Source organism: Curtobacterium sp. L3-7, assembly GCF_048756585.1.
Classification (GTDB): domain Bacteria; phylum Actinomycetota; class Actinomycetes; order Actinomycetales; family Microbacteriaceae; genus Curtobacterium.
The window spans coordinates 3,144,325-3,168,466 of the sequence record NZ_CP151474.1; the positions used below are offsets into that span (position 1 = coordinate 3,144,325).

A 24,142-nucleotide genomic window follows, 5' to 3' on the forward strand; every position below is an offset into this window, starting at 1 on the left:
TACGGGCTCACAGCGCCGCCACCACCCGCGCGAGCAGGTCGGCGATCACCGGCTCGGCCGACTTGCCGGCCTCGAGCACCTCGGCGTGCGAGAGCGGCGTCTTCTGGATGCCGGCAGCCAGGTTCGTGATGAGCGAGAACCCGAGGATCTCCATCCCCGCCTGTCGCGCCGCGATCGCCTCGAGCGCCGTGGACATGCCGACGATGTGCCCGCCGATCGTCTTGGCCATCTGGACCTCGGCCGGCGTCTCGTAGTGCGGCCCGCGGAACTGCGTGTACACGCCCTCGTCGAGCGACGGGTCGATCGACCGGGCGACGGCACGCAGCCGCGCCGAGTACAGGTCGGTCAGGTCGACGAACGTCGCGCCCTCGAGCGGGCTGTCGGCGGTCAGGTTGATGTGGTCGCTGATGAGCACCGGGGTGCCGGGCGTCCAGTGCTCCTTGATGCCACCGGCACCGTTCGTGAGCACCATGGTGGTCGCACCGGTCGCCGCCGCGGTCCGGACGCTGTGCACGACACGACGGACCCCGTGCCCCTCGTAGTAGTGCGTCCGCGCACCGATGACGAGCGCGTGCCGTCCGTCCGTCAGCCGGATGGACCGGACCGTGCCGGAGTGTCCGGGGACCGCGGACGCGCTGAAACCGGGGACGTCGGCGGCGTCGATCGACGACACCGTCTCGCCGATGAGGTCGGCGGCCTTGCCCCATCCGGACCCGAGGGTCAGGGCGATGTCGTGACGCTCGATGCCCGACCGCTCCGCGATGACGGCTGCGGCGTCGCGTGCGACGTCGAACGGGTCGACGGAGGGGTCGTTGAGCGGGTTCGTACTTGCCATGTGGCAATGCTACGGGGCGGGCACCCGACCCAGGGACCGTGGGCGGACCCCGCCACCGACTCCTACGGGGCTGTCGGATCCCCCAGCGACTTCTGCACCGCCGCGGTGATCTCGGTCTGGTCGAAGTGGTTCCGGATGACGATGACCTCGGCGTAGGTGCTGCCGATCGCCTCGACGAACTCCTCCGAGGTGAGGATCACGTTCGCGTCCTCGGAGACTTCTCGCACGGATGCCACGTCGGCCGCCACCACCTCGGCGGAGAGCCCGAGCGCCGCGAGGGCCTTCTCGGCGTTCACCTTGAGGATGCCGCTCGACCCGATGCCTGCGCCGCAGATGGTCACGATCTTCACGTGGACACCCCCATGATCGTCCTGACCTCGGCAGCGGAGGACGCCGCCGCGAGCCGCGAGGTCACCGACGCGTCGTTGAACAGGTTCGCGATCTCGCCGATCGACTCCAGGTGCGTGCCGACCTCGGCGACGGCGAGCCCGAGCACGACCGACACGGGGTCGTTGTGCGGGTGGCCGAACGCGACCGGCGATGCCAGGGTCACCACGGACAGGCCGTCCCGCAGCACCGCGGACCCCGGCCGGGCGTGCGCGAACGCCAGCCCTGGTGAGATCACGATGTACGGCCCGTGCTCGTCCACCATGGCGATCATGGCGTCCGTGTAGGCGTCCGTCGCCGCGCCCGACGACACGAGCGCACCACCGGCGAGCCGGAGCGCGTCACGCCACGACGGCGCGGACGCACCGAGCACGACGGCGTCGTCGGACAGCGGCGGGAGACCCATGCGATCAGGCCTCCGCGTACCCGGTCGTGATGATCGAGATGATCTCCTCGCGGTCTTCGAGCGGCAGGAACGAACCGAGCGCCGCGTTGATCTGGAACGCGGCCAGGTCGTCGAGGTCGTAGCCGAAGGTGCCGGCCAGGAGCGCGAGCTCCTTGCTGAGCGAGGTGTTGCTCATCAGGCGGTTGTCGGTGTTCACCGTGACCCGGAAGCCGAGCTGGTACAGCACGTCGAACGGGTGGTCGGCGAGGTCGTCGCCCCACGCCGCGATCGCCCCGGTCTGCAGGTTCGACTGCGGCGAGAGCTCGAGCGGGATCTCCCGGTCGCGGACCCACGAGGCGACCTCGCCGAGGGAGGCGAGCGTCGAACCGTCACCGGCGTCCGAGAGCTGGATGTCCTCGAACAGGCGGACGCCGTGCCCGAGCCGCAGGGCTCGGCCGTCGACGAGCGCCGAACGGATCGAGGCGATGCCGTCCGCCTCTCCGGCGTGCACGGTGACCGGGAAGAGCTCGGACGCGAGGTGGTCGAACGCCGCGCGGTGGTTCGACGCGGGGAACCCGGCTTCGGCCCCGGCGATGTCGAACCCGACCACGCCGTGGTCACGGTGGCGGACGGCGAGCTCGGCGATCTCGAGCGCACGGTCCGCGTGGCGCATGGCCGTCACGAGCTGCCCGACGCGGATCGCGCCGTCCGCTGCGACGACCGCTTCCTCGATGCCGGCCTGCACGGCTTCCACCGTCTGGTCGAGCGTCAGGCCGCCCTGCAGGTGCTGCTCGGGCGCCCAACGGATCTCGCCGTAGACGACGCCGTCGGCGACGAGGTCCTCCACGAACTCGCGGGCGACGCGGGTCAGGCCGTGCGCGGTCTGCATCACGCTGGTGGTGACGTCGAAGGTCTTGAGGTACTCGACGAGCGAACCGGAGTTCGACTGGTCGGCGAACCACTGGCCGAGTTCTGCCGGGTCGGTGGTCGGCAGGTCGATGCCGCCGTCCGAGGCGAGCTCGACGATCGTCTCGGGGCGGAGTCCGCCGTCGAGGTGGTCGTGCAGCGAGACCTTCGGCAGGTCGTTGATCACGGCACCCGCGTCGGGCAGTCGGTACGTGGGGGCGTCGTGGGCGCTCATGACGACCAGGCTATCGGTGGTCGCGTCCGCCTCGCCCGTGACGTCCCACAGGTTTGTGGAGAACTGACTGGAGGCTCGCTACATGTGAGCCGACCGGCTCACGCCGCGGAACCGAGCAGGTCAGGTCAGGCGCTCACGGACGATCGGTCCACGCTCGGGAGCGGACGTCCCGATCGACCATGCCCCCTCGAGCACCTCGAGCGCGCGCGGGATCCGGGACTCCTCGTCCGTGTGCAGGGTCCAGAGCGGCTGCCCCTCGACGACCTCGTCGCCGGGCTTCACGTGCAGCTCGATGCCGGCACCCGCCTGGACCGGGTCCTGCGCACGGGCTCGACCAGCGCCGAGACGCCAGGCGGAGACGCCGAACGGCAGGGCCTCCTGCGTCACGAGCACGCCGGAGGACGGCGCGGTGACGACGTGCTGCTCGCGGGCCACCGGGAGCGCGGCGGACGGGTCGCCGCCCTGCGCCGAGATCATCCGCCGCCACGTGTCCATCGCGCGTCCGTCGGCGAGCGCCGCAGCCGGGTCCGCGTCCGGCAGACCAGCGAGCCGGAGCATCTCGGAAGCCAGCGAGAGCGTCAGCGACACGACGTCCGACGGTCCACCGCCCGCCAGCACCTCGATCGACTCCCGCACCTCGAGCGCGTTGCCGATCGTCAGGCCGAGCGGGACCTCCATGTCGGTCAGGAGCGCCGAGGTGGCGACCCCTGCGTCCTTCCCGAGGTCGACCATCGTCTGCGCGAGTTCCCTGGACGCCTCGTACGTCGGCATGAACGCCCCGGATCCGAACTTCACGTCCAGCACGAGCGCACCGGTGCCCTCGGCGATCTTCTTCGACATGATGCTCGACGCGATGAGCGGGATGCACTCGACGGTGCCGGTGATGTCCCGGAGCGCGTAGAGCTTCTTGTCGGCAGGGGCGAGGCCGGACCCCGCCGCGCAGATGACCGCTCCGACGTCGGAGAGGATCGACATCATGCGGTCGTTCGACAGCGACGCCTGCCACCCCGGGATCGACTCGAGCTTGTCGAGCGTGCCCCCGGTGTGCCCGAGCCCACGGCCGGACAGCTGCGGCACCGCCACCCCGAACGACGCCACGAGCGGTGCGAGCGGCAGCGTGATCTTGTCGCCGACACCACCGGTGGAGTGCTTGTCCACGGTCGTCTTGCCGAGCGAGGAGAACGACATCCGCTCCCCGGACGCGATCATCGCGAGCGTCAGGTCCTTGATCTCCCGACGCTCCATGCCGTTCAGGAAGATCGCCATCGCGAGCGCCGCCATCTGCGGGTCCTCGACGTAGCCGCGCGTGTAGGCGTCGACGAGCCAGTCGATCTCGGGGGTGCTCAATGCGGAACCCGAACGCTTGGTGCGGATGAGGTCGACGGTGTCGAAGGGCTCGACGGCCATGTCAGTGCTCCTGTTGGTACGTGACGAGGGTGCGCGGCCCGAAGGCGTCCGGGAGCACCTCGTCGATGGTGCGGATCCCGGAGACGGTCTCGAGCAGCATGCCCTCGGCCGAGTGCTCGAACAGCAGCTGCCGGCACCGACCGCACGGCATGAGCGTCGCGCCGTCGCCGTCCACGCAGGTGAACGCGACGAGCTTGCCGCCGCCGGTCATGTGCAGCTGCGAGACGAGCGAGCACTCCGCACAGAGGGTCACCCCGTACGAGGCGTTCTCGACGTTGCAGCCGGACACGATCCGGCCGTCGTCGGTGAGCGCAGCGGCACCCACCGGGAACGACGAGTACGGCGCGTAGGCGTGCCGCATCGCGGCCGTGGCCGCGTCACGCAGTGACGCCCAGTCCAGATCGGACGGGAGGCTCCTGGCCGGGTCCGCAGCGGCGGTGTCGGTGACCCCCCGGTCACCTGATGCGTTCGTGTCGGTCATGTGCCGAGCCTCCCGGCTAGCTCTTGATGTACGGCTTGCCGGACGCGGCGGGACCGCGCGACTGCCCGACCAGGCCGGCCACCGCGAAGATCGTCACCACGTAGGGCAGCATGAGCAGGAACTCGCTCGGGACGGGCGAGTTGATCGACCCGAGGACGTTCTGCAGGTTCGACGCGAAGCCGAACAGCAGCGCCGCGAGCGTCGCGCGGATCGGGTCCCAGCGGCCGAAGATGACCGCGGCGAGGGCGATGTAGCCGGCCCCTGCGGTCATGTCCTTGGCGAACGGCCCGACGGAGCCGAGCGTGAAGTAGGCGCCACCGAGCCCAGCGATGGCACCGGCGAGCGAGACGTTCCAGAACCGCGTGCTGAGCACGTTGATGCCGACGGTGTCCGCTGCCTGCGGGTGCTCGCCGACCGCGCGGAGCCGGAGGCCCCATCGCGTCTTGAACAGGGCGAACGTGACGACCGCGACCGCGATGTAGGCCAGGTACACGATGACGTTCTGCTCGAAGAACACCGGGCCGATGACCGGGATCTGGTGCAGGACCGGGATCGGCAGGACCGGGAACCGGATGCCGACGTTGAGCGTCTGCTCGGCCGGCGAGAGCACCTGCGAGTAGAGGAAGCCGGTCAGTCCGGAGATGAACGCGTTGATGACGACACCGACGATGACCTGGTCGACGAGGTACTTGATGCTGAACGTCGCGAGGACGAACGACACCAGGACACCGGCGACGAGCGCACCGACGAGACCGACCCATGCGGAACCGGTGAGCGAGCCGATCATCGCGGAGACGAACGCCCCGGCGAGGAACTGCCCCTCGATCGCGATGTTCACGACGCCCACGCGCTCCGAGATCACGCCGCCGAGGGCACCGAAGACCAGCGGGACGCTCAGGCCGAGCGCGCCGACGAGCAGCCCCGGGAGCGGGATCGTCGCACCGGCCGCCGCCCAGGTGAGGAACCCGACCACGAACAGGACGGCGAAGACCGAGGTGACCCAGAGCGGGATCCTCCGGTACCCGTTCGCCTGGACGAACGCGTACACGGTCGCCAGGGCGAGCAGGACGGTGACGGTGATGCCGGTCCCCGTGGCGGGGAGCTGCACGTCCGGCAGCTGGACGAAGTCGCCCGCGTTCGCGAGGCGGAACGTCGCCGAGCCGTCACGGCCGAGCAGGACGAAGAACACCAACGCGACGACCGTGAAGACGGCGAAGGCGATCGGGGCCTTCCAGCTGCGGGTGGACTCGACGGCGCGGTCGGCCAGCGTCTCCGCTCCGGAGGGCATGGAGGGGCTGATGGTGCTCACGCGGCGACTGCCTTCCGCTGGGACTTCTTGGAGACCTTGCGGCGGGCGCCCGGCTGCGGGATCCGGAAGATCGCGCGGACGAGCGGCGGTGCCGCGATGAAGAGGACGATGAGGGCCTGGATGACACCGACGATGTCGATCGGGATGCCGTTGGCGGCCTGCATCGCGTAGCCACCGTTCTTCAGCACGCCGAACAGGATCGCCGCCCAGAAGGTGCCCCACGGCTTCGAGCGGCCGAGGAGCGCCACGGTGATGGCGTCGAAGCCGATGCCCGCGTCGATGTTCGAGGTGAAGCCACTCGTCACGGCACCCTGCACCTGGTACGCCCCGGCGATGCCGACGAGGGCACCGGAGATGACGAGCACCCAGATGGTCAGCGACGGGACGCTCATGCCGGCGACGCGTGCCGCACGCGGGTTCTCACCGATCGTGCGGAACCGGAAGCCGAGCGACGACTTGTTGACGAGCCACCACACGACGACGACGGCGATGATCGCGACGATGAACCCGAGGTCGACGCCGTAGCGCGGCCCGAACAGCGCCGGCAGCACCGCGGAGTCCTTCATGGCGGGCGAGATCGGGTTCGGGCTCCCCGGTGCCTGCAGCAGCCCCGGCGTGCGGAGCAGGTAGCTGACCAGGTACAGCGCGACGTAGTTGAGCATGATCGTCAGGACGACCTCGTTCGCACCGGTCCGCGCCTTCAGCACGCCGACGATGCCGCCCCACACCGCACCGCCGACGATGCCGGCGACGATGGTCAGGGGGATGTGGATGATCGCGGGCATGTCGAACGCGAAGCCGACCCACCCGGCGGCCGCAGCCCCCATCAGGATCTGCCCCTGGCCACCGATGTTGAAGAGGCCGGCACGGAACGACAGCGCGATGCCGAGACCCGCGGCGATGAGCGGGACGGCGTAGTCGATCGACCGGGTGATCGGGACGATCGCCTGCGCGAACGAGCTCGCGCCGAAGTTGACGACCGAGCCCTGGAACAGCGAGGCGTACGAGCCGCCGACGGCGGTCCAGATCGCCTGGAAGGTGTCGGCGGGACGGGCGAAGAAGTACCCGGCGGCCTGCTGCACGGCGGGGTCGGTGACCGCGATGAGGACGCCGCACGCCACGAGCGCGAGCACGATCGCGAGGATCGTGACGAGGACGGAGCCGTTCAGGATGCTCTGCAGCGCGGTGTTCCAGCGGTCGCCGCCCGAGTCGCCGGCGCGACGCTCGGTGTCGTCGGCGGAGTCCGTCATCAGGTGCGGCGTGCCCTCGACGTCCTGCAGTCGGTCGTCGGTCTGCGGGGTCTCGTCTGGCGTGGGGGTGCTCACGCTGCCAGCTCCGTTCCTTCGGGAAGCTCCCCGGCCATCATGAGGCCGAGGACGTCACGCGGGGTGTCCGCGGGGACGATGCCGATGATCGCGCCGCGGTACATCACGGCGATGCGGTCGGCGAGCGCCACGACCTCGTCGAGCTCCGTGGAGACGACGATGACCGGGACGCCGGTGTCGCGGGTGGCGACGATGCGCTTGTGCACGAACTCGATCGACCCGACGTCGATGCCGCGCGTGGGCTGCGCGGCGACGAAGAGGCGCAGTTCGCGGCTGAGCTCGCGTGCCAGCACGATCTTCTGCTGGTTGCCGCCGGACAGCCGACCGGCGGCGGTGGTGCGCGAGGGCGTGCGGATGTCGAACTCGGCGATCTTCTCGTCGGCGAACGCGTCCCGCTCGGCCGACCGGATGGTGCCGGCGCGGACGAACTCGGCGTGGTCGGCGCGGTCGAGCATCAGGTTCTCGGCGATCGTGAACTCGCCGACGAGCCCGTCCTCCTTCCGGTCCTCGGGGACGAACCCGACCCCGGCGTCGAGGATCTGCTTGACGCTGCGGCCGCTGATCTCGCGGCCGTCGAGGGTGATCCGGCCGGAGCGCATGTGCTCGAGGCCGATGATCGCCTCGGTGAGCTCGGTCTGGCCGTTGCCCTGCACGCCGGCGATCGCGAGGACCTCGCCGCGACGGACGGTGAACGAGACGTCGTCGACGAGCACGATGCCGGACGGGTCGGTGACGGTGACGTGCTCGACGACGAGGGCGTCCTCGCCGCCGGTCGCGGGCTCCTTCTCGACGACGAGCGACACTGCTCGGCCGACCATGAGCGCTGCGAGCTCGTTGTTCGTCGCGGTGGGCGATGCCTCGCCCACGACCTTGCCGAGGCGGATCACCGTGATGCGGTCCGCCACCTCGCGGACCTCACGGAGCTTGTGGGTGATGAAGACGATCGCGGTGCCGGCCTCGCGGAGCTGGCGCATGATGCCCATCAGCTCGTCGGTCTCCTGCGGCGTGAGGACGGCCGTCGGCTCGTCGAACACCAGCACGGAGGCATCGCGGGAGAGCGCCTTGATGATCTCGACGCGCTGCTGCACGCCGACGGGCAGGTCCTCGACCCTCGCGTCCGGGTCGACGTCGAAGCCGAACCGCTCGGAGATCTCGCGGACGCGCTTCCGGGCGCCGGCGAGGTCGAGACGGCCACCGAAGGACGTCTCCTCCTGTCCGAGCATGACGTTCTCGGCCACGGTGAAGACCGGGACGAGCATGAAGTGCTGGTGGACCATGCCGATGCCGGCACGCATGGCGTCGCCTGGGCCGTCGAAGTCCTGGACGACGTCGTCCAGGAGGATCTCGCCCTCTTCGGCCTGGTACATGCCGTAGAGCACGTTCATCAGGGTGGACTTGCCTGCACCGTTCTCGCCGAGGAGGCAGTGCACCTCGCCCGGTTCGACGGTGAGGGAGATGTGGTCGTTCGCGACCAGGGGGCCGAACCGCTTGGTGATGCCGCGGAGCTCGAGCTTCATGTCGGGGTTTACGTTTCTGTCGCTGCGGAGCGCACGGGAATGCGGGCGGAGGACTGCTCCCCCGCCCGCATCACATCGTGCTACTTGACGGTCGCCTTCGTCTCGACCTTGATCGAGCCGTCGATGATGCCGGACTTGATGGTGTCCAGCTCCTTCTGCAGACCCGAGTCGACCTTCGACTCGTAGTCGTGGAACGGCGCGATGCCGACGCCGTCGTTCTTCAGCGTGCCGACGTACGGGGTCTTCGAGAAGTCGCCCTTGGCGGCCTGCTCGACGACGTCCTTGGTCGCCGGGCGCATGCCCTTCTCGACCGACGTCAGCGCGATGTCCTTGTAGCGGGGGTCGGCCTCGTAGAGGTCGCTGTCCGCACCGATCAGCACGGAACCGTTGTTCGCGTCCTTGATCGCCTCCGCCGCCGACTGGTAGATCGGGCCACCGACGGGCAGGATCACGTCGGCGTTCTGGTCGAGGAGCGTCTGCGCGACCGACTTGGCCTGCGTGCCGGCCTCGAAGCCACCGGTGAAGGAGCCCTTCTGGCTGTCGACGTCCCAGCCGACGACCTTGACGTCCTTCTTCTTCTGCTCGTTGTAGTACTTCACGCCGTCCGCGAAGCCGTCCATGAAGATCGTGACGGTCGGGATCTGCATGCCGCCGAAGGTACCGACGACGCCGCTCTTGGAGTACGACGCGGCCGCGTAGCCGGCGAGGAACGCCGCCTGGGAGGTGTCGAACGTGATCGGCTTGACGTTCTTGGCGTCGATCGAGTTGTCGTCGATGATCGCGAAGTCCGTGTCGGGGTTCGCCGCCGCCTGCTTCTTCGTGGCGTCGGCGAGGTTGAACCCGACCGTGACGATGAGCTTGCAGTTCTGGTTGATCAGCTGCTCGATGTTCGAGTCGTAGACCGTCGAGTCCTTCGACTCGGCCGACTTGTAGGTCGCGCCGAGCTCCTTGGCGGCGTCCTTGAGCCCCTCGTAGCCGAGCTGGTTGAAGGACTTGTCGTCGAAGCCGCCGGAGTCCGACACCATGCACGGGCGGAAGTCGGTGGACTTCGCCGACGAGGAGTCGGACGGAGCGGCCGAGCAGCCGGCCAGGACGGCGGCGGTGCCGAGGAGCGCGAGGCCGCTGAGTGCGATCTGACGGGTACGAGATGACACGGGATGTTCCTCCGGGAGCAAGGGCCCGGGTCACTGCGCACCGGGCGATCGTGGCGACAGTACACGACCGCCCGGCCGGTACAGAGCCCGTTCCGGCCACCCGGATGATCGGTTACGGGATCGCGACCGCGCCGTAACAGGCTCGTAACGCGGCGCAACGCCGGTGTCCCCAGTTCGGGGGATTTCGTGGTGGAGCGCTACAGGACGTCGTCCCGGCCGCTGATCTTCAGTGCATCCACCACACCCTTGACCCGCTGGGCGTTCGCGCTCGTCGTGACGAGGAGCGCATCGGGGGTGTCCACGACGACGATGTCCTCGACGCCGATGAGCGAGATCAGCCGCTGGCTGTGCGCGACGACGATGCCGCTCGACGAGTCGGCCAGGATGCGGGCGTTGTCGCCGAGCACCGCGAGGTTGTTCGTCCGCCCACCGGACTGCAGCTTCGCGAGGGACGCGAAGTCGCCGACGTCGTCCCAGTCGAAGTCGCCGGGCACCACGGCGAGCCGACCGGCGGCGGCTGCCGGCTCGGCGACGGAGTAGTCGATCGCGATCTTCTTCAGCCCCGGCCAGATCGCGTCGACGACGGCGCCCCGGGACGAGGTGTCCCACGCGGCGGCGAGTTCCTCGATCCCGGCGAGCAGGTCGGGCTCGTTCCGACCGATCTCGGCCAGGAGCACATCGGCGCGGGCGATGAACATGCCGGCGTTCCAGAGGTAGCTGCCGTCGGCGAGGTACCCCGTCGCGGTGTCGAGGTCCGGCTTCTCGACGAAGTCCAGCACGGCGTGCGCACGTGGGGCGGTGTCGATGCCGAGCGAGTCGCCCGCGTGGATGTACCCGAACCCGATCGCTGGCTCGGACGGCGTGATGCCGATGGTCGTCACGTAGCCGGCGCGGGCCGCGAGCACCGCTTCGCGCACCGACCGGCGGAACCCGCGGGCGTCGCCGATGACGTGGTCGGCGGCGAACGACCCGATGACCACGTCGGGCTCGCGCCGGCGGAGGATCGCTGCGGCCAGACCGATGGCGGCCGTCGAGTCCTTCGGCTCGCTCTCGAGCACGACGTTGTGGTCGTCGATGCCCGGCAGCTGCGACTCGACCGCGACCCGGTGGGCACGCCCGGTCACGACCATGATCCGCTGGTCCCCGGACAGCGGCGCGAGGCGGTCCCACGTCTGCCGGAGGAGCGAGGTGCCAGAGCCGGTCAGGTCGTGGAGGAACTTCGGGGCGTCGGCGCGCGACAGCGGCCAGAGGCGCGAACCGATCCCACCGGCGGGGATGATCGCGTAGAAGTCGTCGAGAGGGTCAGCCACCCGCTCACCGTACCGTCCGGTCGTCGCCGTTCCTGGGTACCGACCGCTCGGATGTGCGGGAAGCCGCACGACCTGTTCACCCCCGCCGAACGCGCCGTTCACCGTGCGGCCCCCGTCCGCGTCACGTGCGCCGCGGAGCATGGCGAGTGCCATGAACGCACGCAGCGTGGAGCGCGGCCAGGTCCAGCGGACCGTCGCCGTCGTGACCGAGAGCTTCCTGCCCACCCTCAACGGCGTGACCACCAGCGTCCTGGCGGTCCTCGACCACCTGGAGCGCCGCGGCCACCGCGCGGTCGTCATCGCGCCGGACGCCCCTGGTCTCGCGGCCTGGCGATCCCGCACCGAGCTCGAGCGGTACCGCGGGTTCGACGTGCACCGTGTGCCGGCGGTCGCGTACCGCCAGTTCCCGGTCGCCCTCCCCCACCCGGTCCTCGACACGATCCTCGCCGCCTCCGGCGCCGACGTGCTGCACGCAGCCAGTCCGCTCCTGCTGGGTGGGCGCGCGATCACGGCAGCCGGGAGGCTCGGCATCCCGTCCGTCGCCGTGTTCCAGACCGACGTGGCCGGGTTCGCCCGCCGCAACGGCCTGGCAGCTGCCGCCCCCTTGGCGAGACGGGTGCTCGCCCGGATCCACCAGGGCGCGTCGCTGACGCTCGCGCCGTCGTCCGCGACCGCGGCCATGCTGGCCGCGGACGGCGTCCCGCGCGTCACGCGATGGGGTCGCGGCGTGGACACCGACCTGTTCCACCCGTCGCGACGGCAGTCGGCGCACGTCCGCGCGTTCCGGAGGCGACTCGCTCCGCGCGGCGAGACCGTCGTGGGCTACGTGGGCCGGCTCGCACCGGAGAAGGAGGTCGAACGACTCGCCGAACTCGGCGGTATCCCGGGCATCAGGATCGTGGTCGCGGGAGGGGGGCCCTCCAGGCAGGTACTGGAGCGACGGCTCCGCCACCTGGACGTGACCTTCACCGGTCCGCTGCGCGGCGACGCCCTCGCCGACGCCTACGCGGCACTCGACGTGTTCGTGCACACCGGACCGGCGGAGACCTTCGGACAGACGCTGCAGGAGGCGCACGCCACCGGCCTGCCGGTGGTGGCGCCGGCATCCGGTGGGCCGCTCGACCTCGTCGCGCCGGGGCTCGACGGCGAGCTCTACGACCCGGAGGTACCGCAGGCGCTCCGGCAGGCGGTCGTCGGGTTGCACCTCGACCGGGGCCGCGCCGCGCGCATGGGGTCGGCCGGGCGGCTGCGGGTGGAGGGCACCACGTGGGAGGCGGTCGGCGACCAGCTGCTGGCGCACCACGACACGGCGAGGAACATCGGCGCGCCGCCCGCCGCCGCACGGGGTGTCCGTGCCGAGTGGAACGAGAAGGTCAGCTCGCGGTCATAGGATGGTCGTGTTCCACACGAACACGACGGCAACGGTGCGCCGATCGGCGCCCCGGTCTCAACGGAGGGCGAGCTCATGGCCGAGCAGACCGCAGGGAGTACGGCGACAGCCGTGCCACAGGTGACCATCGAGGCGCCCCGCGCGTCTCGGACCCCCAAGGGGACGCTGTACCGCGGTAGCACCGGGATGTGGTCGTGGGTCCTGCACCGCATCACCGGCGTCGCGATCTACTTCTTCCTGCTCGTGCACATCCTCGACACCGCGCTCGTGCGCCTGTCGCCAGAGGCCTACAACGCGGTCATCGGCACGTACAAGACCCCGATCATGAACCTCGGCGAGATCGCCCTCGTGATGGCGATCGTCTTCCACGCGTTCAACGGGCTGCGCATCATCCTGGTCGACTTCTGGTCCAAGGGGCCGAAGTACCAGCGGGCCATGTTCTGGATCGTCATCGTCCTGTGGGCGATCGCGATCGCGGGCTTCCTGCCGCGCCAGCTCATGAACCTCGTCGCCGACTTCCACTGACCAGGGGGCACCACATGACCACCGACACCATCGCACCCCCTCGCAGCTCCGAGGCCGCCCGCCGCTCCACCAACTGGGAGAAGTGGGGCTGGATCTACATGCGCGGATCCGGCGTCCTGCTCGTCGTCCTGATCTTCGGCCACCTGTTCGTGAACATGGTCGCGGGCGAAGGGGTCAAGCAGATCGACTTCGCCTTCGTCGCCGGCAAGTGGGCCAACCCGTTCTGGCAGGTGTGGGACACCCTCATGCTCTGGCTCGCGCTGATCCACGGCTCGAACGGCATGCGCACGATCGTCAACGACTACGTGTCGAAGCCCGGCATCCGCAAGACGCTGCTCGTCGCCATCCTGGTCGCGTGCGTGCTGCTCATCGTCCTCGGCACGCTGGTCTGCTGGACCTTCGACCCGTGCCCCGCCGGCGCTGCCGCCGCCGACCTGCCGTCGTTCTGCCCGGCGCAGTAGACGGTCCACTAGCCGCGGCACACCACTTCTTCCTTCTGCACCCCTGACTCGAGAGATCCACGTGACCGACATCACCGTCCATCACCACCAGTTCGACATCGTCATCATCGGCGCGGGCGGCGCGGGCATGCGTGCCGCGATCGAGGCCGGCCCGAAGGCGAACACCGCGGTCATCTCGAAGCTGTACCCGACCCGCTCGCACACCGGTGCGGCGCAGGGCGGCATGGCGGCCGCGCTCGCGAACGTCGAAGAGGACTCGTGGGAGTGGCACACGTTCGACACGATCAAGGGCGGCGACTACCTGGTCGACCAGGACGCCGCCGAGATCCTGGCGAAGGAGGCCATCGACGCGGTCATCGACCTCGAGAACATGGGCCTGCCGTTCAACCGCACGCCAGAGGGCAAGATCGACCAGCGTCGATTCGGCGGCCACACCCGCGACCACGGCAAGTCCCCCGTCCGACGGGCCTGCTACGCCGCGGACCGCACCGGCCACATGATCCTGCAGACGCTGTTCCAGAACTGCGTGAAGCTCGGCGTGAACTTCTTCAACGAGTTCTACGCGCTCGACCTCATCATGGTGGACGTCGTCGGCGAGGACGGCGTCACCCGCAAGCAGCCCGCCGGCGTCGTGGCGTTCGAGCTCGCGACCGGCGAGCTGCACGTCTTCCACGCCAAGGCGATGATCTTCGCCACCGGCGGCTTCGGCAAGATGTACAAGACGACGTCCAACGCGCACACCCTCACCGGTGACGGCGTCGGCATCCTGTGGCGGACGGGCCTGCCGCTCGAGGACATGGAGTTCTTCCAGTTCCACCCGACCGGGCTCGCCGGACTCGGCATCCTGCTGACCGAGGGCGCCCGCGGCGAGGGCGCGATCCTCCGCAACGCCTCTGGTGAGCGCTTCATGGAGCGCTACGCCCCCACCATCAAGGACCTCGCCCCACGCGACATCGTGGCGAGGTGCATGGTGCAGGAAGTGGCGGAGGGCCGAGGCGCCGGCCCGAACAAGGACTACGTGCTGCTCGACTGCACGCACCTCGGTGCCGAGGTCCTCGAGACCAAGCTCCCGGACATCACCGAGTTCGCCCGCACCTACCTCGGCGTCGACCCCGTGACCGAGCCGGTGCCCGTGATGCCGACCGCGCACTACGCGATGGGCGGCATCCCGACGAACACCAACGCCGAGGTCCTGTCCGACAACGACCACGTCGTGCCGGGCATGTACGCCGCCGGCGAGTGCGCGTGCGTCTCCGTGCACGGGTCGAACCGTCTCGGCACCAACTCGCTCCTCGACATCAACGTCTTCGGCAAGCGGTCCGGCAACAACGCCGCCGAGTGGGTCAAGACGGCGGAGTTCCTGCCCCTGCCCGAGGACCCGGCCGCGAACGTCCGCGGCATGCTCGAACAGCTCCGCGCCTCCACCGGCACCGAACGCGTCGCCGCGCTCCGCAAGGAGCTGCAGGAGGAGATGGACAAGAACGCGCAGGTGTTCCGCACCGACGAGTCGCTCGCACGCGTCACCGAGACCATCCACACGCTGCGCAACCGGTACATGAACGTCGCCGTGCAGGACAAGGGCAAGCGGTTCAACACGGACCTGCTCGAGGCCGTCGAACTCGGGTTCCTGCTCGACCTCGCCGAGGTCGTCGTCTACTCGGCACGCAACCGCAAGGAGTCCCGCGGCGGCCACATGCGCGACGACTACCCGAAGCGCGACGACGAGAACTACATGAAGCACACCATGGCGTACCTGACGGGCGACCCGCACTCGTCACTCGCCGACGACCACATCACGCTCGACTGGAAGCCCGTCGTCGTGACGCGGTACGAGCCGATGGAGAGGAAGTACTGATGACCGACACCCTGGTCTCCGACGCCCCCCGCACCGACGCGGCGACAGCACCTCCCGGGTCGTTCCCCGTCACGATCATCGTCCGGCGCTTCGACCCGGACGTCGACGACGAGCCGCGGTGGCAGGACTTCGACGTCATGATGCTGCCGACCGACCGCATCCTCGACGCGCTGCACCAGATCAAGTGGGAGCAGGACGGGTCGCTGACCTTCCGCCGCTCCTGCGCGCACGGCGTGTGCGGCTCCGACGCGATGCGCATCAACGGGCGCAACCGTCTGGCGTGCAAGACCCTCATCAAGGACCTCGACGTGTCGAAGCCGATCTACGTCGAGGCGATCAAGGGCCTGCCGCTCGAGAAGGACCTCGTCGTCGACATGGAGCCGTTCTTCAAGTCCTTCCGAGAGGTCCAGCCGTTCCTGCAGGCGAACTCCACGCCGGAGAAGGGCAAGGAGCGCGTGCAGTCCGTCGCCGACCGCGCCCGCTTCGACGACACCACGAAGTGCATCCTCTGCGCAGCGTGCACGTCGTCCTGCCCGGTGTTCTGGACCGACGGCCAGTACTTCGGTCCCGCCGCGATCGTCAACGCGCACCGCTTCATCTTCGACTCGCGCGACGACGCGGCCGACGTGCGCCTCGACATCCTCAACGACAAGGAAGGCGTGTGGCGCTGCCGCACGACCTTCAACTGCACCGACGCCTGCCCCCGCGGCATCCAGGTCACCAAGGCGATCTCGGAGGTCAAGCAGGCGGTCATGCGTGGTCGGGCGTAGGTCCGTCGCGGCACCAGGATCGGCAGAGGTCAGACCACTAGGCTCCCGCTCATGACGTTCGCGGACACCCGCCCCATCCTCGACCAGCTCGGCTACACGATCCGCTACGTGCAGCTCCCCGGAGAGACACTGCACGAGCCTCCCGTCGAGGGTGCGCTGCGCCTCGTGCCGGCCGACGGCGCGGACACCTTCGCGCTCGAGGTCGTCGACTACGGCACCGCGCGGCGGCTGGCGACGGCTCGTGGCGAGTCGGACGCGGTCGAGATGCTCCGCCGGTTCCTGAACCGTCCCTTCCCCGCGCCGCGCGACATCCAGCGGCACGAGCTCGACGGGCTCCGCGACCGCGCAGCGTCGACGTACCCGCAGCTCGCGCAGCAGGTGTCGCAGGCGGGCCCGGACGGCCTCACCATCCAGATCCCGGCCGGTGTCCCGGTCGACCGCATCGGCGGTCCGGACGGGTACCTGCTGCACCCCCTCGACACCCCGATGCCGTCGCGGTCACTCCCCCCGCACGTCGCCGCGGCACCCGAGGTGCACCGCTACGTCGTCGACCGTCCGTTCCTGGTGTCGGTCCGGTTCGTGCAGCCGTGGTTCGAGCAGCCGGGTGGTGCGCTCCGCTTCCAGATCGCCGACCCGACCACGACCATCCGCGACCTCGTCGTCGACGGGTCCCTGGTCCGCGTCCGCGCGATCTGACGCCTCCCCATGACGAAGCAGGGCCCCGGCGTGTGCCGGGGCCCTGCTTCGTGGTCTGACCGGTCAGCCGCGACCGGGCTGGTCGAACCGCTGCCCCTCGGGCTTCGACGGCAGGATCGCCAGGATGATGAGGATGATCCCGCCGACGAACGGGATGAACCCGAGGAACCAGAACGGCCCGGCGAGGTTCGCGTCGTGCAGGCGGCGCCAGAACAGGGCGATCGACGGGACGATGATCGCGAGCGACCAGATGCCGATGACGATCGCCATGATGATGAAGAGCGCCGAGGGATCGGTGATCATGGTCTGGTAGCTGGCCGACGTCGACGTCGTGGACGTCATCGTCGATCGCCCGGAGGTGGCGACGCCGATGCCGTAGAGGATGCCGAGCACGATGCCGATGATGGTGTTCGCGAGGTACCACCACCAGAACTCGCTGCGGCTCGCACGACCGTCGAACCGGGCGTACTTCTTGAAGAACCGGCGGACGGCTCCCCCGAAGGAGATCCCGTACCACGGTGCCCACAGTGGCGGCTCGCCATCAGGCCCCGTCGATGCGGGCGCGCCGTACTGCGGCGTGTGGCCGGCGGGCTGCTGCCCGTACGGATTGTCGGACGGGTACTGATCGGTCATGGTGGACCCCCTGGGTGTCGGCTGATACTCCTGTCAGAGTCAATCAGAACGGCACCCGTCCGTCCGAAGAAGTCTCGACTCCCGCCGATGCTCGATGTCAGCCGCGGTCCGGCCGGTCGTACTGCTGTCCCTGCGGGTTCGTCCCCAGGCACCCGACGATCAGGGAGAACAGGACACCGATCGGCGGGATGATGAAGAGCAGCGCGAACAGGCCGCTGAGGTTCACGTCGTGCAGGCGACGGACGGTCAGCGCGATGAACCCGAGCGCGCATGCCAGTGCCCACAGGCTGCTCAGCCCGTCGTCCGCGTTGTCGATGAACGGCAGCGCGTTGAAGACGCCCCCGACGATGCCGGTCGCCACGTTGCCGAGGACGTACCAGAGCGCCCAGAACCAGAACTCGCTGCGGCTGGCGCGTCCGTCGAAGCGGACGTACTTCTTCCAGAACCGCAGGAAGGCCTGCGGGAACGGGATCCCGTACCAGGGCGCCCAGAGCGGCGGCTGGCCCGAGGTCGGCTGCTGACCGGAGGGGTTCTGCCCGTACGGGTTGTGGTTCGGCTGGCCGTACGGTGGATACTGATCGCTCACACCGTGATCTTGGCACATCCTCAGGGAACGAGTGCGAGCTTCCCGCCCGGGTGCCCGGACTCCAGCAGTTCGGCGGCTTCGCGTGCCGACGCCAACGGGAACGTCCGCGCGACCAGCACGTCGAGCTGACCGGCTCCGGCGAGGTCGACCAGCCGCTGCCGGACGGAGTCCCGGAACGCCTTGCTCTCCGGCTGGGCACCGCCGACCGCCGGGAACCTGTCCGCCGCCGCCCTGGCCTGCGCGGCGATCGTGACGATGCGGCTCCGGTCGGCGACGAGTGCCAGTGAGACGTCGACGGCCTCGTCGGTCCCGACACAGTCGATCGCGACGTCGACCCCGTTCGGTGCGGCCTCGCGCACCCGGTCCTCGAGCCCGTCACCGTAGGGCACCCATTCGCCGCCGTACCGCCGGACGGTTGCTGCTCCACGCTCCGACGCAGTGCCGAGCACCCGGGCTCCGAGCGGACGGAGCAGCTGCAGGACACTGAGCCCGACGGCACCCGAGGCGCCGTGCACGAGCACCGTGTCGTTGCCGGAGGCCCGGGTGACCCGGATCACGTCGGCCGCCGTGGCCCCGGCGAGCAGCAGGTTCGCAGCCTCCGGGAACCCGAGCGATGCCGGCTTCCGGAAGACGTCGACCGCTGGCACCGTGAGCGATGCCGTCCACCCGCCGGCGATGCGGAAGGCCAGGACCTCGTCGCCGACCACGAACGACACGTCGGGTCCGACGGCGGAGACGACCCCGGCGACCTCGTAGCCGATCGGCATCGGGTACGCGGAGGGGTCGCCTCCGCGGGTGTGCTTCGTGTCGGCGGGGTTCATGCCAGCGGCGCGCACCTCGATCGTGACCTCGCCGGGTCCCGGCGCCGGGACCTCCACGTCGATCGCTTCCAGGACCTCGCTGCCGCCGGGACGCGGCGCCACCCACTGTGTCGTCATGTCCCGGACGGTACCCGCCGCCCTGGACAGGAGTCCGAGACAGACGGGAGGCCCGGTGCCAGCTGGCACCGGGCCTCCCGTCCGCGCGTGGCTAGGAGCGCGCCACGCGCACGCGGTCCGCGAACGCCGCGTGCAGCGGGTGTTCCGCACCCAGACCCGTGATCTCGGTCACCACGTCGGCATCCGACTTGTCGGATCCGAGCAGTGCCTGCAGTTCGACGCTCTGCTCGTCGTCGGGGACGTCGAAGCGGAGCGCAGCGCCCATGGCGTCGAGGAGCGCGACGGGCTCGGTGCCGTCCTCCGCGAGTGCCGCTGCCGGTGAGACGAATCGCTCGTCGCGGGAGAGCTTGCGGAGCGGCTGCCGACCGACACGGGTGACCGTGTCCGGCAGGTGCGGGTTCTCGAACCGGCCGATGATCGCCTGGACGTAGGCGCGGTGCACCTCCGGGTCGAGCTCGTGGCGACGGACGAGGAGGTCGCTCGTCTCGGCGAGCACCGACTCGAGCTCGGACCGGACCGCGGGGATCGCGATGGCGTCGGAGATCTTGTCCGCTCCCGCGAGGAACCCGTGGTACGCGACCGTGGCGTGCCCGGTGTTCACCGTGAAGAGCTTGCGCTCGATCGACGCCGCGAGGCCGTCGACGTAGTGCACGCCGGGGATCTCCGGCTCGGAGCCCCCGAACGGCGTGCGGTCGATGGCCCACTCGAAGTACGTCTCGACGGTGACGTCGAGGCCGGCGCCCTCCGGCTGGGCCGGGACGATGCGGTCGACCGCGGTGTTCGCGAAGACGGCCTTCGCGAGCGCCTGGTCGCGGGCGTCCGACGGCAGCGCGTCGACGATGAACTCGCGGAGCCGGTCGGTCGCGTTGATGGCGTTCTCGCACGCCATCACGGCGATCGGTGCGGCGTCGGCCGGTCGTGCCTGCAGTGCCGCGGCGATCACGGGGGCGATGAACTTCAGGACGTTCGGACCGACGGCGCAGGTGACGATGTCGGCCGCCGCGATCTCGGCGACCACGGCGGCTTCGTCCTGGGCGCTGTTGAGTGCACGGAAGTCCGTGACCTCGTGGTCACGGGCACCGGCACCGACCTCGTGCACGGTGTACGAGTCGGCGGCGGCCAGGGCGTCGATCAGCGGCGCGGCGACGTCGGCGAAGACGACCTCGTAGCCCGCCTCGTGCAGGAGCAGCCCGACGAAGCCGCGACCGATGTTCCCCGCGCCGAAGTGGACGGCGGTGCGCTGGTCGGTCACTCGTTGACCTCGCCGAGGATGGCCAGGATCGCGGCGACGTCGGGGGCGTCCGTGAGCGCCTGGACCTGGTCCTCGTCGGAGAACACGATCGCGATCTTGGACAGGATGTCGAGGTGCTCGTTGTTCACCCCGGCGATGCCGACGACGAAGCGGACCTCGTTGCCGTCCCAGTCGATCGGGGCCGCGTAGCGGATGAACGACAGCGCGGACGACTTGATGGCGTCCTTCGCGTCGTTGGTGCCGTGCGGGATGGCGAGGAAGTTGCCCATGTACGTCGAGACGCTCTTCTCGCGCTCGAGCATCGCCGGGTAGTACTCACCGGTGACCGCGCCTGCAGCCTCGAGGATCTCGGCCGCCTCCTTCATCGCTTCCGACTTGGTCGGAGCGGTGTCCTCGGCGTGGATGCGGATCTGGCTCTCCTGCAGGACGGGCATGGGTGTTCTCCTTGCTTCGTGGACGTGGTGGAGGGGGCAGGCCGTGGCCCACCCCCTCCGATACTGCACTGCGTTACTGGTTCTTGAGCTGTTCGACGACCTGGTCGTACTGCGGCGCGTTCATGAAGTTGCCGACCGACACGTGCTGTGCGTTCGGGGTCTTCTGCTTGGCGCGATCCGTCAGCTCTTCCTGCGTGATGACGAGGTCCTCGTCGCCGGACAGGTTCGCGATGGCCTTGTTGACGACGGTGACGCCCTCGATGCCGGCCTTCTTGATCTTGTTGCGGAGGACGCTCGCACCCATCGCACTCGAGCCCATGCCGGCGTCGCAGGCGAACACCACGTTCTCGACCCGGGTCGCGGTCGTGGTGCCGCCGACGGCAGCTGCCTCGTCGGCGTTCGCCGGGGCGTTGCCGCCGAAGAGACCGGCGGTCGCCGCGTTGGCGTCACGGCCCTTGGTGGCCTGCATCTTGTCGAACGCCGCCGCCATGTCGCCGCCACCGGACGCGAGGTCGCGCTTGCGGGTGGCGATGAGGAAGAACGACGCCACGGCGAAGGACACCGCTGCGGAGAAGAGCACGGACAGGATGACGCCGACGAAGCTGTCCTTCGCGGTCGCACCGAGCACGGCGAAGATCGATCCGGGCGATGCCGGGGCGACGAGGCCGGAGTGGAACGCCACGTTCGTCGCGACACCGGTCGCACCACCGAGGATCACGGCGATGAAGAGGACCGGCTTCTGCAGCACGTACGGGAAGTAGATCTCGTGGATGCCACCGAGGAACTGGATGATGATCGCGCCGGGAGCGGTCGAGCGGGCGATGCCGACACCGAAGAACGTGAAGGCGAGCAGGATGCCGAGACCGGGGCCGGGGTTCGCCTCGAGGAGGAACAGGATCGACTTGCCCGACTCCTGGACCTGCTGCGCACCGAGCTGGTCGAGCACACCGTGGTTGATCGCGTTGTTGAGGAAGAACACCTTCGCCGGCTCGATGATGACGCTGGCGAGCGGCAGCAGCGAGTGCTGGACGAGGAAGTTCACCACGTCACCGAGGCCCTCGGCGATGAGCTTGAACAGCGGCGCGAGCCAGAAGAACCCGATCATCGCGAGCACGAAGCCGAGGATGCCGGCCGCGTAGTTGTTCACGAGCATCTCGAAGCCCGGCTTGATCTTGCCGTCCCAGATGCGGTCGATCTGCTTGATGAGGTACGCGCCGAGCGGACCGCAGATCATCGCGCCGAGGATCATCGTCGTGCCGGAGGCTCCGATGATGACACCCATCGTCATGATCGAGCCGACGACGGCGCCGCGGGTCTCGTAGACCATCCGGCCACCCTGGATCGCGATCGCGAGCGGGATGAGGTAGGTCAGGATCGGACCGACGAGGCCGATGTTGGCCACGCCGTTCGTCTCGCCGAACCCGCCGAGGATGCCCACGGGGGTCCAGCCGGTCTCGATGAAGAAGGCCGTGATGATGCCCCACGCGATGAAGATCGCGATGTTGGGCATGACCATGCCGGAGAGGAACGTGCCGAACTTCTGAACGGCGACGCGTGCGCCGCCCCGCGACTTCGCGGGGGCGTCGGGCGCTGCAACGGACGACGTTGTCATGTGCGGTGACTTTCTGTGTGGTGGTGCTGCTGCTGTGTCAGGGAGGGGGTGGTGCTGGGTGGGCTCAGACGGCGTGCGCGGCCGCGGCGGCGGACTTGGCTGCTGCCGCCGTGGACGCGGCGAGTGCCGCCTGGGCCATCTCGCGGGCCTCGTCGAGGGTGTGCTTGCCGAGTTCGGCACGCACGTCGGCGAGGGCTGCGGGGGTCATGGAGAGGGTGGTTGCGCCGAGTCCGACGAGGACGACGGCGAGGAGCGGGTCGGCGGCGGCCTCGCCGCAGATGCCGACGGGCTTCGACGCGCCGACACCGGCGGTGCCGAGCTGCGCGACGAGACGGAGGACGGCGGGGTGCCAGGGGTCCTGGTAGCTCGCGACGGTGCCGAGCATGCGGTCGGCCGCCATCGTGTACTGGGTCAGGTCGTTCGTGCCGATCGACACGAAGTCGGCCGACTGGAACACCTGCTCGGCCATCAGCGCGAGCGAGGGTACCTCGGCCATCACGCCGGCGGTCCTGATCCCGAGTTCACGGGCCAGGTCGACGAAGTACTCGGTCTCCTCGGCGTCGGCGACCATCGGGGCCATCACCCAGAGGTCGGCCTCGGTCTCGGCGTCGGCCTGCGCGAGCGCGGTGAGCTGGTCGCGGAGCACCTCGGGGTGGTTCCGGAGCGCACGGAGCCCGCGGCGTCCGAGTGCCGGGTTCTCCTCGTCCTTGTCGGTGAGGAACGGCAGCGGCTTGTCGGCGCCGGCGTCGAGCGCGCGGACGACGACCTTCTTGCCGGGGAACGCGGCGAGGAGCTGCTTGTACGACTCCTTCTGCTCGTCGACCGTCGGGGCCTTCGGGGAGTCGAGGAAGAGGAACTCGGTGCGGAAGAGCCCCACGCCCTCCGCACCGAGAGCGACGGCGCCGGCGGCGTCTGCAGGGCTCCCGAGGTTGGCCAGGAGCGGCACGACGTGGCCGTCGGCGAGAGCACCAGCGGTGAGCGGTGCTGCGGCAGCGGCGAGGCGGTCTGCGATGCGCTGCTCGACATCGGCGACGAGTTCGGCGGACGGCTCGGTGACGACGGTGCCGGCAGCGGCGTCGACGACGACCGTCTGTCCGTCGGCGAGGTCGTCGGCGCCGGTCACGCCGACGATCGCGGTGATGCCCTTGGCGCGGGCGAGGATCGCGGTGTGCGAGGTCGGGCCGCCGTCACGCGTGACGAGGGCGAGGACCTTGTCGAGGTCGAGGAGCGCGGTGTCGGCGGGGGCGAGGTCGCGGGCGACGAGCACGAAGGGGGTGTCCGACTCGGGGACGCCGGGTGCGTGCACGCCGCGGAGCTTGGCGATGATGCGCTGGGCGACGTCGTCGAGGTCCGTCGCGCGCTCCCCCATGTAGCCGCCCATCGAGACGAGCAGGTCGCGGAACTGGCCGAACGCCTCGAACACCGCACGCTCGGCGTTGGTGCCGCCGTCGATGCGGGTGTGCACGTCGTCGAGGAGCGTCGGGTCCTGCGCCATGAGCGCCTGCGCCTCGAGCACGGCCTGGGCGTCGCCACCGGCGAGCTGCCCGCGCTTCGTGAGGTCCTCCGCCACCGCGGCGAGCGCTTCGTGCACCGCCTGCTTCGCGTCGTCCGCCGAGCCCTCGAGCGCGGTGGTCGACGGTTCGCCGAGCGGGTCCGCCATCCGGAGCACGGGGCCGTGGGCAACGCCGCGGCCGACGCCGGTTCCGAGCAGTTCGGACATTCGAGACTCCTTCATCTCA

General features: G+C 69.7%; 24 protein-coding genes. 6 read left to right on the plus strand and 18 right to left on the minus strand.

Annotation, left to right across the window (positions count from 1 at the left end):
• Nucleotides 1-7: 7 nt before the first annotated feature.
• The 11 genes from AAEP80_RS15085 to AAEP80_RS15135 all read right to left on the minus strand — a co-directional run bounded on the left by AAEP80_RS15085 (nucleotide 8) and on the right by AAEP80_RS15135 (nucleotide 11,251).
• The gene (locus AAEP80_RS15085) at nucleotides 8-835 is read right to left on the minus strand and encodes a purine-nucleoside phosphorylase (RefSeq protein WP_420364993.1); all 828 of its coding nucleotides are present in this window, start codon (nucleotides 833-835) and stop codon (nucleotides 8-10) included.
• Between the two features lie 62 nt (nucleotides 836-897).
• On the minus strand, nucleotides 898-1,185 hold the full coding sequence (locus AAEP80_RS15090) for a PTS sugar transporter subunit IIB (protein ID WP_420364994.1): 288 nt from the start codon (nucleotides 1,183-1,185) through the stop codon (nucleotides 898-900).
• Complete coding sequence (locus tag AAEP80_RS15095; protein WP_420364995.1) at nucleotides 1,182-1,628, minus strand: PTS sugar transporter subunit IIA; 447 nt, start codon at nucleotides 1,626-1,628, stop codon at nucleotides 1,182-1,184. Before AAEP80_RS15095 ends, AAEP80_RS15090 begins: the two co-directional genes overlap by 4 nt.
• A gap of 4 nt (nucleotides 1,629-1,632) precedes the next feature.
• A complete protein-coding gene (locus AAEP80_RS15100; protein WP_281265031.1) occupies nucleotides 1,633-2,748 on the minus strand; it encodes an adenosine deaminase in 1,116 nt (371 codons plus the stop codon).
• A 120-nt stretch (nucleotides 2,749-2,868) separates the two neighbouring features.
• Nucleotides 2,869-4,155 carry a thymidine phosphorylase gene (locus AAEP80_RS15105; RefSeq protein ID WP_420364996.1) on the minus strand — a complete coding sequence of 429 codons (1,287 nt, stop codon included), beginning with the start codon at nucleotides 4,153-4,155 and terminating at the stop codon, nucleotides 2,869-2,871.
• Between the two features lies 1 nt (nucleotide 4,156).
• Nucleotides 4,157-4,636: a cytidine deaminase gene (locus AAEP80_RS15110; RefSeq protein WP_420364997.1), complete on the minus strand. Its 480-nt coding sequence runs from the start codon at nucleotides 4,634-4,636 to the stop codon at nucleotides 4,157-4,159.
• Between the two features lie 16 nt (nucleotides 4,637-4,652).
• Nucleotides 4,653-5,945, minus strand: coding sequence for an ABC transporter permease (locus AAEP80_RS15115; protein ID WP_420364998.1), 1,293 nt, complete (start codon nucleotides 5,943-5,945; stop codon nucleotides 4,653-4,655).
• Entirely contained in the window at nucleotides 5,942-7,270 is a 1,329-nt protein-coding gene (locus tag AAEP80_RS15120; RefSeq protein ID WP_420364999.1) for an ABC transporter permease, read from the minus strand. Before AAEP80_RS15120 ends, AAEP80_RS15115 begins: the two co-directional genes overlap by 4 nt.
• Nucleotides 7,267-8,787, minus strand: coding sequence for an ABC transporter ATP-binding protein (locus tag AAEP80_RS15125; RefSeq protein WP_420365000.1), 1,521 nt, complete (start codon nucleotides 8,785-8,787; stop codon nucleotides 7,267-7,269). Before AAEP80_RS15125 ends, AAEP80_RS15120 begins: the two co-directional genes overlap by 4 nt.
• 80 nt (nucleotides 8,788-8,867) lie before the next feature.
• Nucleotides 8,868-9,941, minus strand: a complete 1,074-nt coding sequence (locus AAEP80_RS15130) for a BMP family lipoprotein (protein ID WP_420365001.1) — start codon at nucleotides 9,939-9,941, stop codon at nucleotides 8,868-8,870.
• 197 nt (nucleotides 9,942-10,138) lie between these two features.
• Nucleotides 10,139-11,251 carry a mannose-1-phosphate guanylyltransferase gene (locus tag AAEP80_RS15135; protein ID WP_420365002.1) on the minus strand — a complete coding sequence of 371 codons (1,113 nt, stop codon included), beginning with the start codon at nucleotides 11,249-11,251 and terminating at the stop codon, nucleotides 10,139-10,141.
• 151 nt (nucleotides 11,252-11,402) lie between these two features.
• Between AAEP80_RS15135 and AAEP80_RS15140 the strand changes: the two genes are divergently transcribed.
• The 6 genes from AAEP80_RS15140 to AAEP80_RS15165 all read left to right on the plus strand — a co-directional run bounded on the left by AAEP80_RS15140 (nucleotide 11,403) and on the right by AAEP80_RS15165 (nucleotide 16,948).
• A complete protein-coding gene (locus tag AAEP80_RS15140) occupies nucleotides 11,403-12,641 on the plus strand; it encodes a glycosyltransferase family 4 protein (RefSeq protein WP_420365003.1) in 1,239 nt (412 codons plus the stop codon).
• 75 nt (nucleotides 12,642-12,716) lie between these two features.
• A complete protein-coding gene (sdhC, locus tag AAEP80_RS15145; RefSeq protein WP_281265038.1) occupies nucleotides 12,717-13,166 on the plus strand; it encodes a succinate dehydrogenase, cytochrome b556 subunit in 450 nt (149 codons plus the stop codon).
• Nucleotides 13,167-13,180: 14 nt separating this feature from the next.
• Nucleotides 13,181-13,627: a succinate dehydrogenase, hydrophobic membrane anchor protein gene (sdhD, locus tag AAEP80_RS15150; protein WP_413601548.1), complete on the plus strand. Its 447-nt coding sequence runs from the start codon at nucleotides 13,181-13,183 to the stop codon at nucleotides 13,625-13,627.
• Nucleotides 13,628-13,688: 61 nt separating this feature from the next.
• A complete protein-coding gene (gene sdhA, locus AAEP80_RS15155; protein WP_420365004.1) occupies nucleotides 13,689-15,482 on the plus strand; it encodes a succinate dehydrogenase flavoprotein subunit in 1,794 nt (597 codons plus the stop codon).
• Nucleotides 15,482-16,252, plus strand: coding sequence for a succinate dehydrogenase iron-sulfur subunit (locus AAEP80_RS15160; RefSeq protein ID WP_402729691.1), 771 nt, complete (start codon nucleotides 15,482-15,484; stop codon nucleotides 16,250-16,252). Before sdhA ends, AAEP80_RS15160 begins: the two co-directional genes overlap by 1 nt.
• 51 nt (nucleotides 16,253-16,303) lie before the next feature.
• Entirely contained in the window at nucleotides 16,304-16,948 is a 645-nt protein-coding gene (locus AAEP80_RS15165; protein ID WP_420365005.1) for a TNT domain-containing protein, read from the plus strand.
• Between the two features lie 63 nt (nucleotides 16,949-17,011).
• Here the strand turns inward: AAEP80_RS15165 and AAEP80_RS15170 are convergent, their stop codons facing one another.
• From AAEP80_RS15170 to ptsP, 7 genes are all read right to left on the minus strand, one after another.
• Complete coding sequence (locus tag AAEP80_RS15170) at nucleotides 17,012-17,581, minus strand: DUF805 domain-containing protein (RefSeq protein WP_420365006.1); 570 nt, start codon at nucleotides 17,579-17,581, stop codon at nucleotides 17,012-17,014.
• 97 nt (nucleotides 17,582-17,678) lie between these two features.
• Nucleotides 17,679-18,167: a DUF805 domain-containing protein gene (locus AAEP80_RS15175; protein ID WP_420365007.1), complete on the minus strand. Its 489-nt coding sequence runs from the start codon at nucleotides 18,165-18,167 to the stop codon at nucleotides 17,679-17,681.
• A 20-nt stretch (nucleotides 18,168-18,187) separates the two neighbouring features.
• Nucleotides 18,188-19,105, minus strand: coding sequence for an NADP-dependent oxidoreductase (locus AAEP80_RS15180; protein ID WP_420365008.1), 918 nt, complete (start codon nucleotides 19,103-19,105; stop codon nucleotides 18,188-18,190).
• Nucleotides 19,106-19,196: 91 nt separating this feature from the next.
• Complete coding sequence (locus AAEP80_RS15185) at nucleotides 19,197-20,357, minus strand: mannitol-1-phosphate 5-dehydrogenase (RefSeq protein ID WP_420365009.1); 1,161 nt, start codon at nucleotides 20,355-20,357, stop codon at nucleotides 19,197-19,199.
• Nucleotides 20,354-20,791 carry a PTS sugar transporter subunit IIA gene (locus AAEP80_RS15190; protein WP_281265048.1) on the minus strand — a complete coding sequence of 146 codons (438 nt, stop codon included), beginning with the start codon at nucleotides 20,789-20,791 and terminating at the stop codon, nucleotides 20,354-20,356. The genes AAEP80_RS15185 and AAEP80_RS15190 overlap by 4 nt, the downstream gene beginning before the upstream one ends.
• Before the next feature lie 73 nt (nucleotides 20,792-20,864).
• Nucleotides 20,865-22,403 carry a PTS mannitol transporter subunit IICB gene (locus AAEP80_RS15195; protein WP_420365010.1) on the minus strand — a complete coding sequence of 513 codons (1,539 nt, stop codon included), beginning with the start codon at nucleotides 22,401-22,403 and terminating at the stop codon, nucleotides 20,865-20,867.
• A gap of 64 nt (nucleotides 22,404-22,467) precedes the next feature.
• Nucleotides 22,468-24,123, minus strand: coding sequence for a phosphoenolpyruvate--protein phosphotransferase (gene ptsP, locus AAEP80_RS15200; RefSeq protein ID WP_413601540.1), 1,656 nt, complete (start codon nucleotides 24,121-24,123; stop codon nucleotides 22,468-22,470).
• Between the last annotated feature and the right edge of the window lie 19 nt (nucleotides 24,124-24,142).

Coding starts and splice junctions, on each gene's coding strand:
- AAEP80_RS15085 (WP_420364993.1), bottom strand. CDS start 835: ATGGCAAGTACGAACCCGCTCAACGACCCCTCCGTCGACCCGTTCGAC.
- AAEP80_RS15140 (WP_420365003.1), top strand. CDS start 11,403: ATGAACGCACGCAGCGTGGAGCGCGGCCAGGTCCAGCGGACCGTCGCC.
- ptsP (WP_413601540.1), bottom strand. CDS start 24,123: ATGTCCGAACTGCTCGGAACCGGCGTCGGCCGCGGCGTTGCCCACGGC.
- sdhC (WP_281265038.1), top strand. CDS start 12,717: ATGGCCGAGCAGACCGCAGGGAGTACGGCGACAGCCGTGCCACAGGTG.
- AAEP80_RS15190 (WP_281265048.1), bottom strand. CDS start 20,791: ATGCCCGTCCTGCAGGAGAGCCAGATCCGCATCCACGCCGAGGACACC.
- AAEP80_RS15095 (WP_420364995.1), bottom strand. CDS start 1,628: ATGGGTCTCCCGCCGCTGTCCGACGACGCCGTCGTGCTCGGTGCGTCC.
- AAEP80_RS15180 (WP_420365008.1), bottom strand. CDS start 19,105: ATGACGACACAGTGGGTGGCGCCGCGTCCCGGCGGCAGCGAGGTCCTG.
- AAEP80_RS15170 (WP_420365006.1), bottom strand. CDS start 17,581: ATGACCGATCAGTACCCGTCCGACAATCCGTACGGGCAGCAGCCCGCC.
- AAEP80_RS15110 (WP_420364997.1), bottom strand. CDS start 4,636: ATGACCGACACGAACGCATCAGGTGACCGGGGGGTCACCGACACCGCC.
- AAEP80_RS15165 (WP_420365005.1), top strand. CDS start 16,304: ATGACGTTCGCGGACACCCGCCCCATCCTCGACCAGCTCGGCTACACG.
- sdhD (WP_413601548.1), top strand. CDS start 13,181: ATGACCACCGACACCATCGCACCCCCTCGCAGCTCCGAGGCCGCCCGC.
- AAEP80_RS15195 (WP_420365010.1), bottom strand. CDS start 22,403: ATGACAACGTCGTCCGTTGCAGCGCCCGACGCCCCCGCGAAGTCGCGG.
- AAEP80_RS15100 (WP_281265031.1), bottom strand. CDS start 2,748: ATGAGCGCCCACGACGCCCCCACGTACCGACTGCCCGACGCGGGTGCC.
- AAEP80_RS15105 (WP_420364996.1), bottom strand. CDS start 4,155: ATGGCCGTCGAGCCCTTCGACACCGTCGACCTCATCCGCACCAAGCGT.
- AAEP80_RS15125 (WP_420365000.1), bottom strand. CDS start 8,787: ATGAAGCTCGAGCTCCGCGGCATCACCAAGCGGTTCGGCCCCCTGGTC.
- AAEP80_RS15160 (WP_402729691.1), top strand. CDS start 15,482: ATGACCGACACCCTGGTCTCCGACGCCCCCCGCACCGACGCGGCGACA.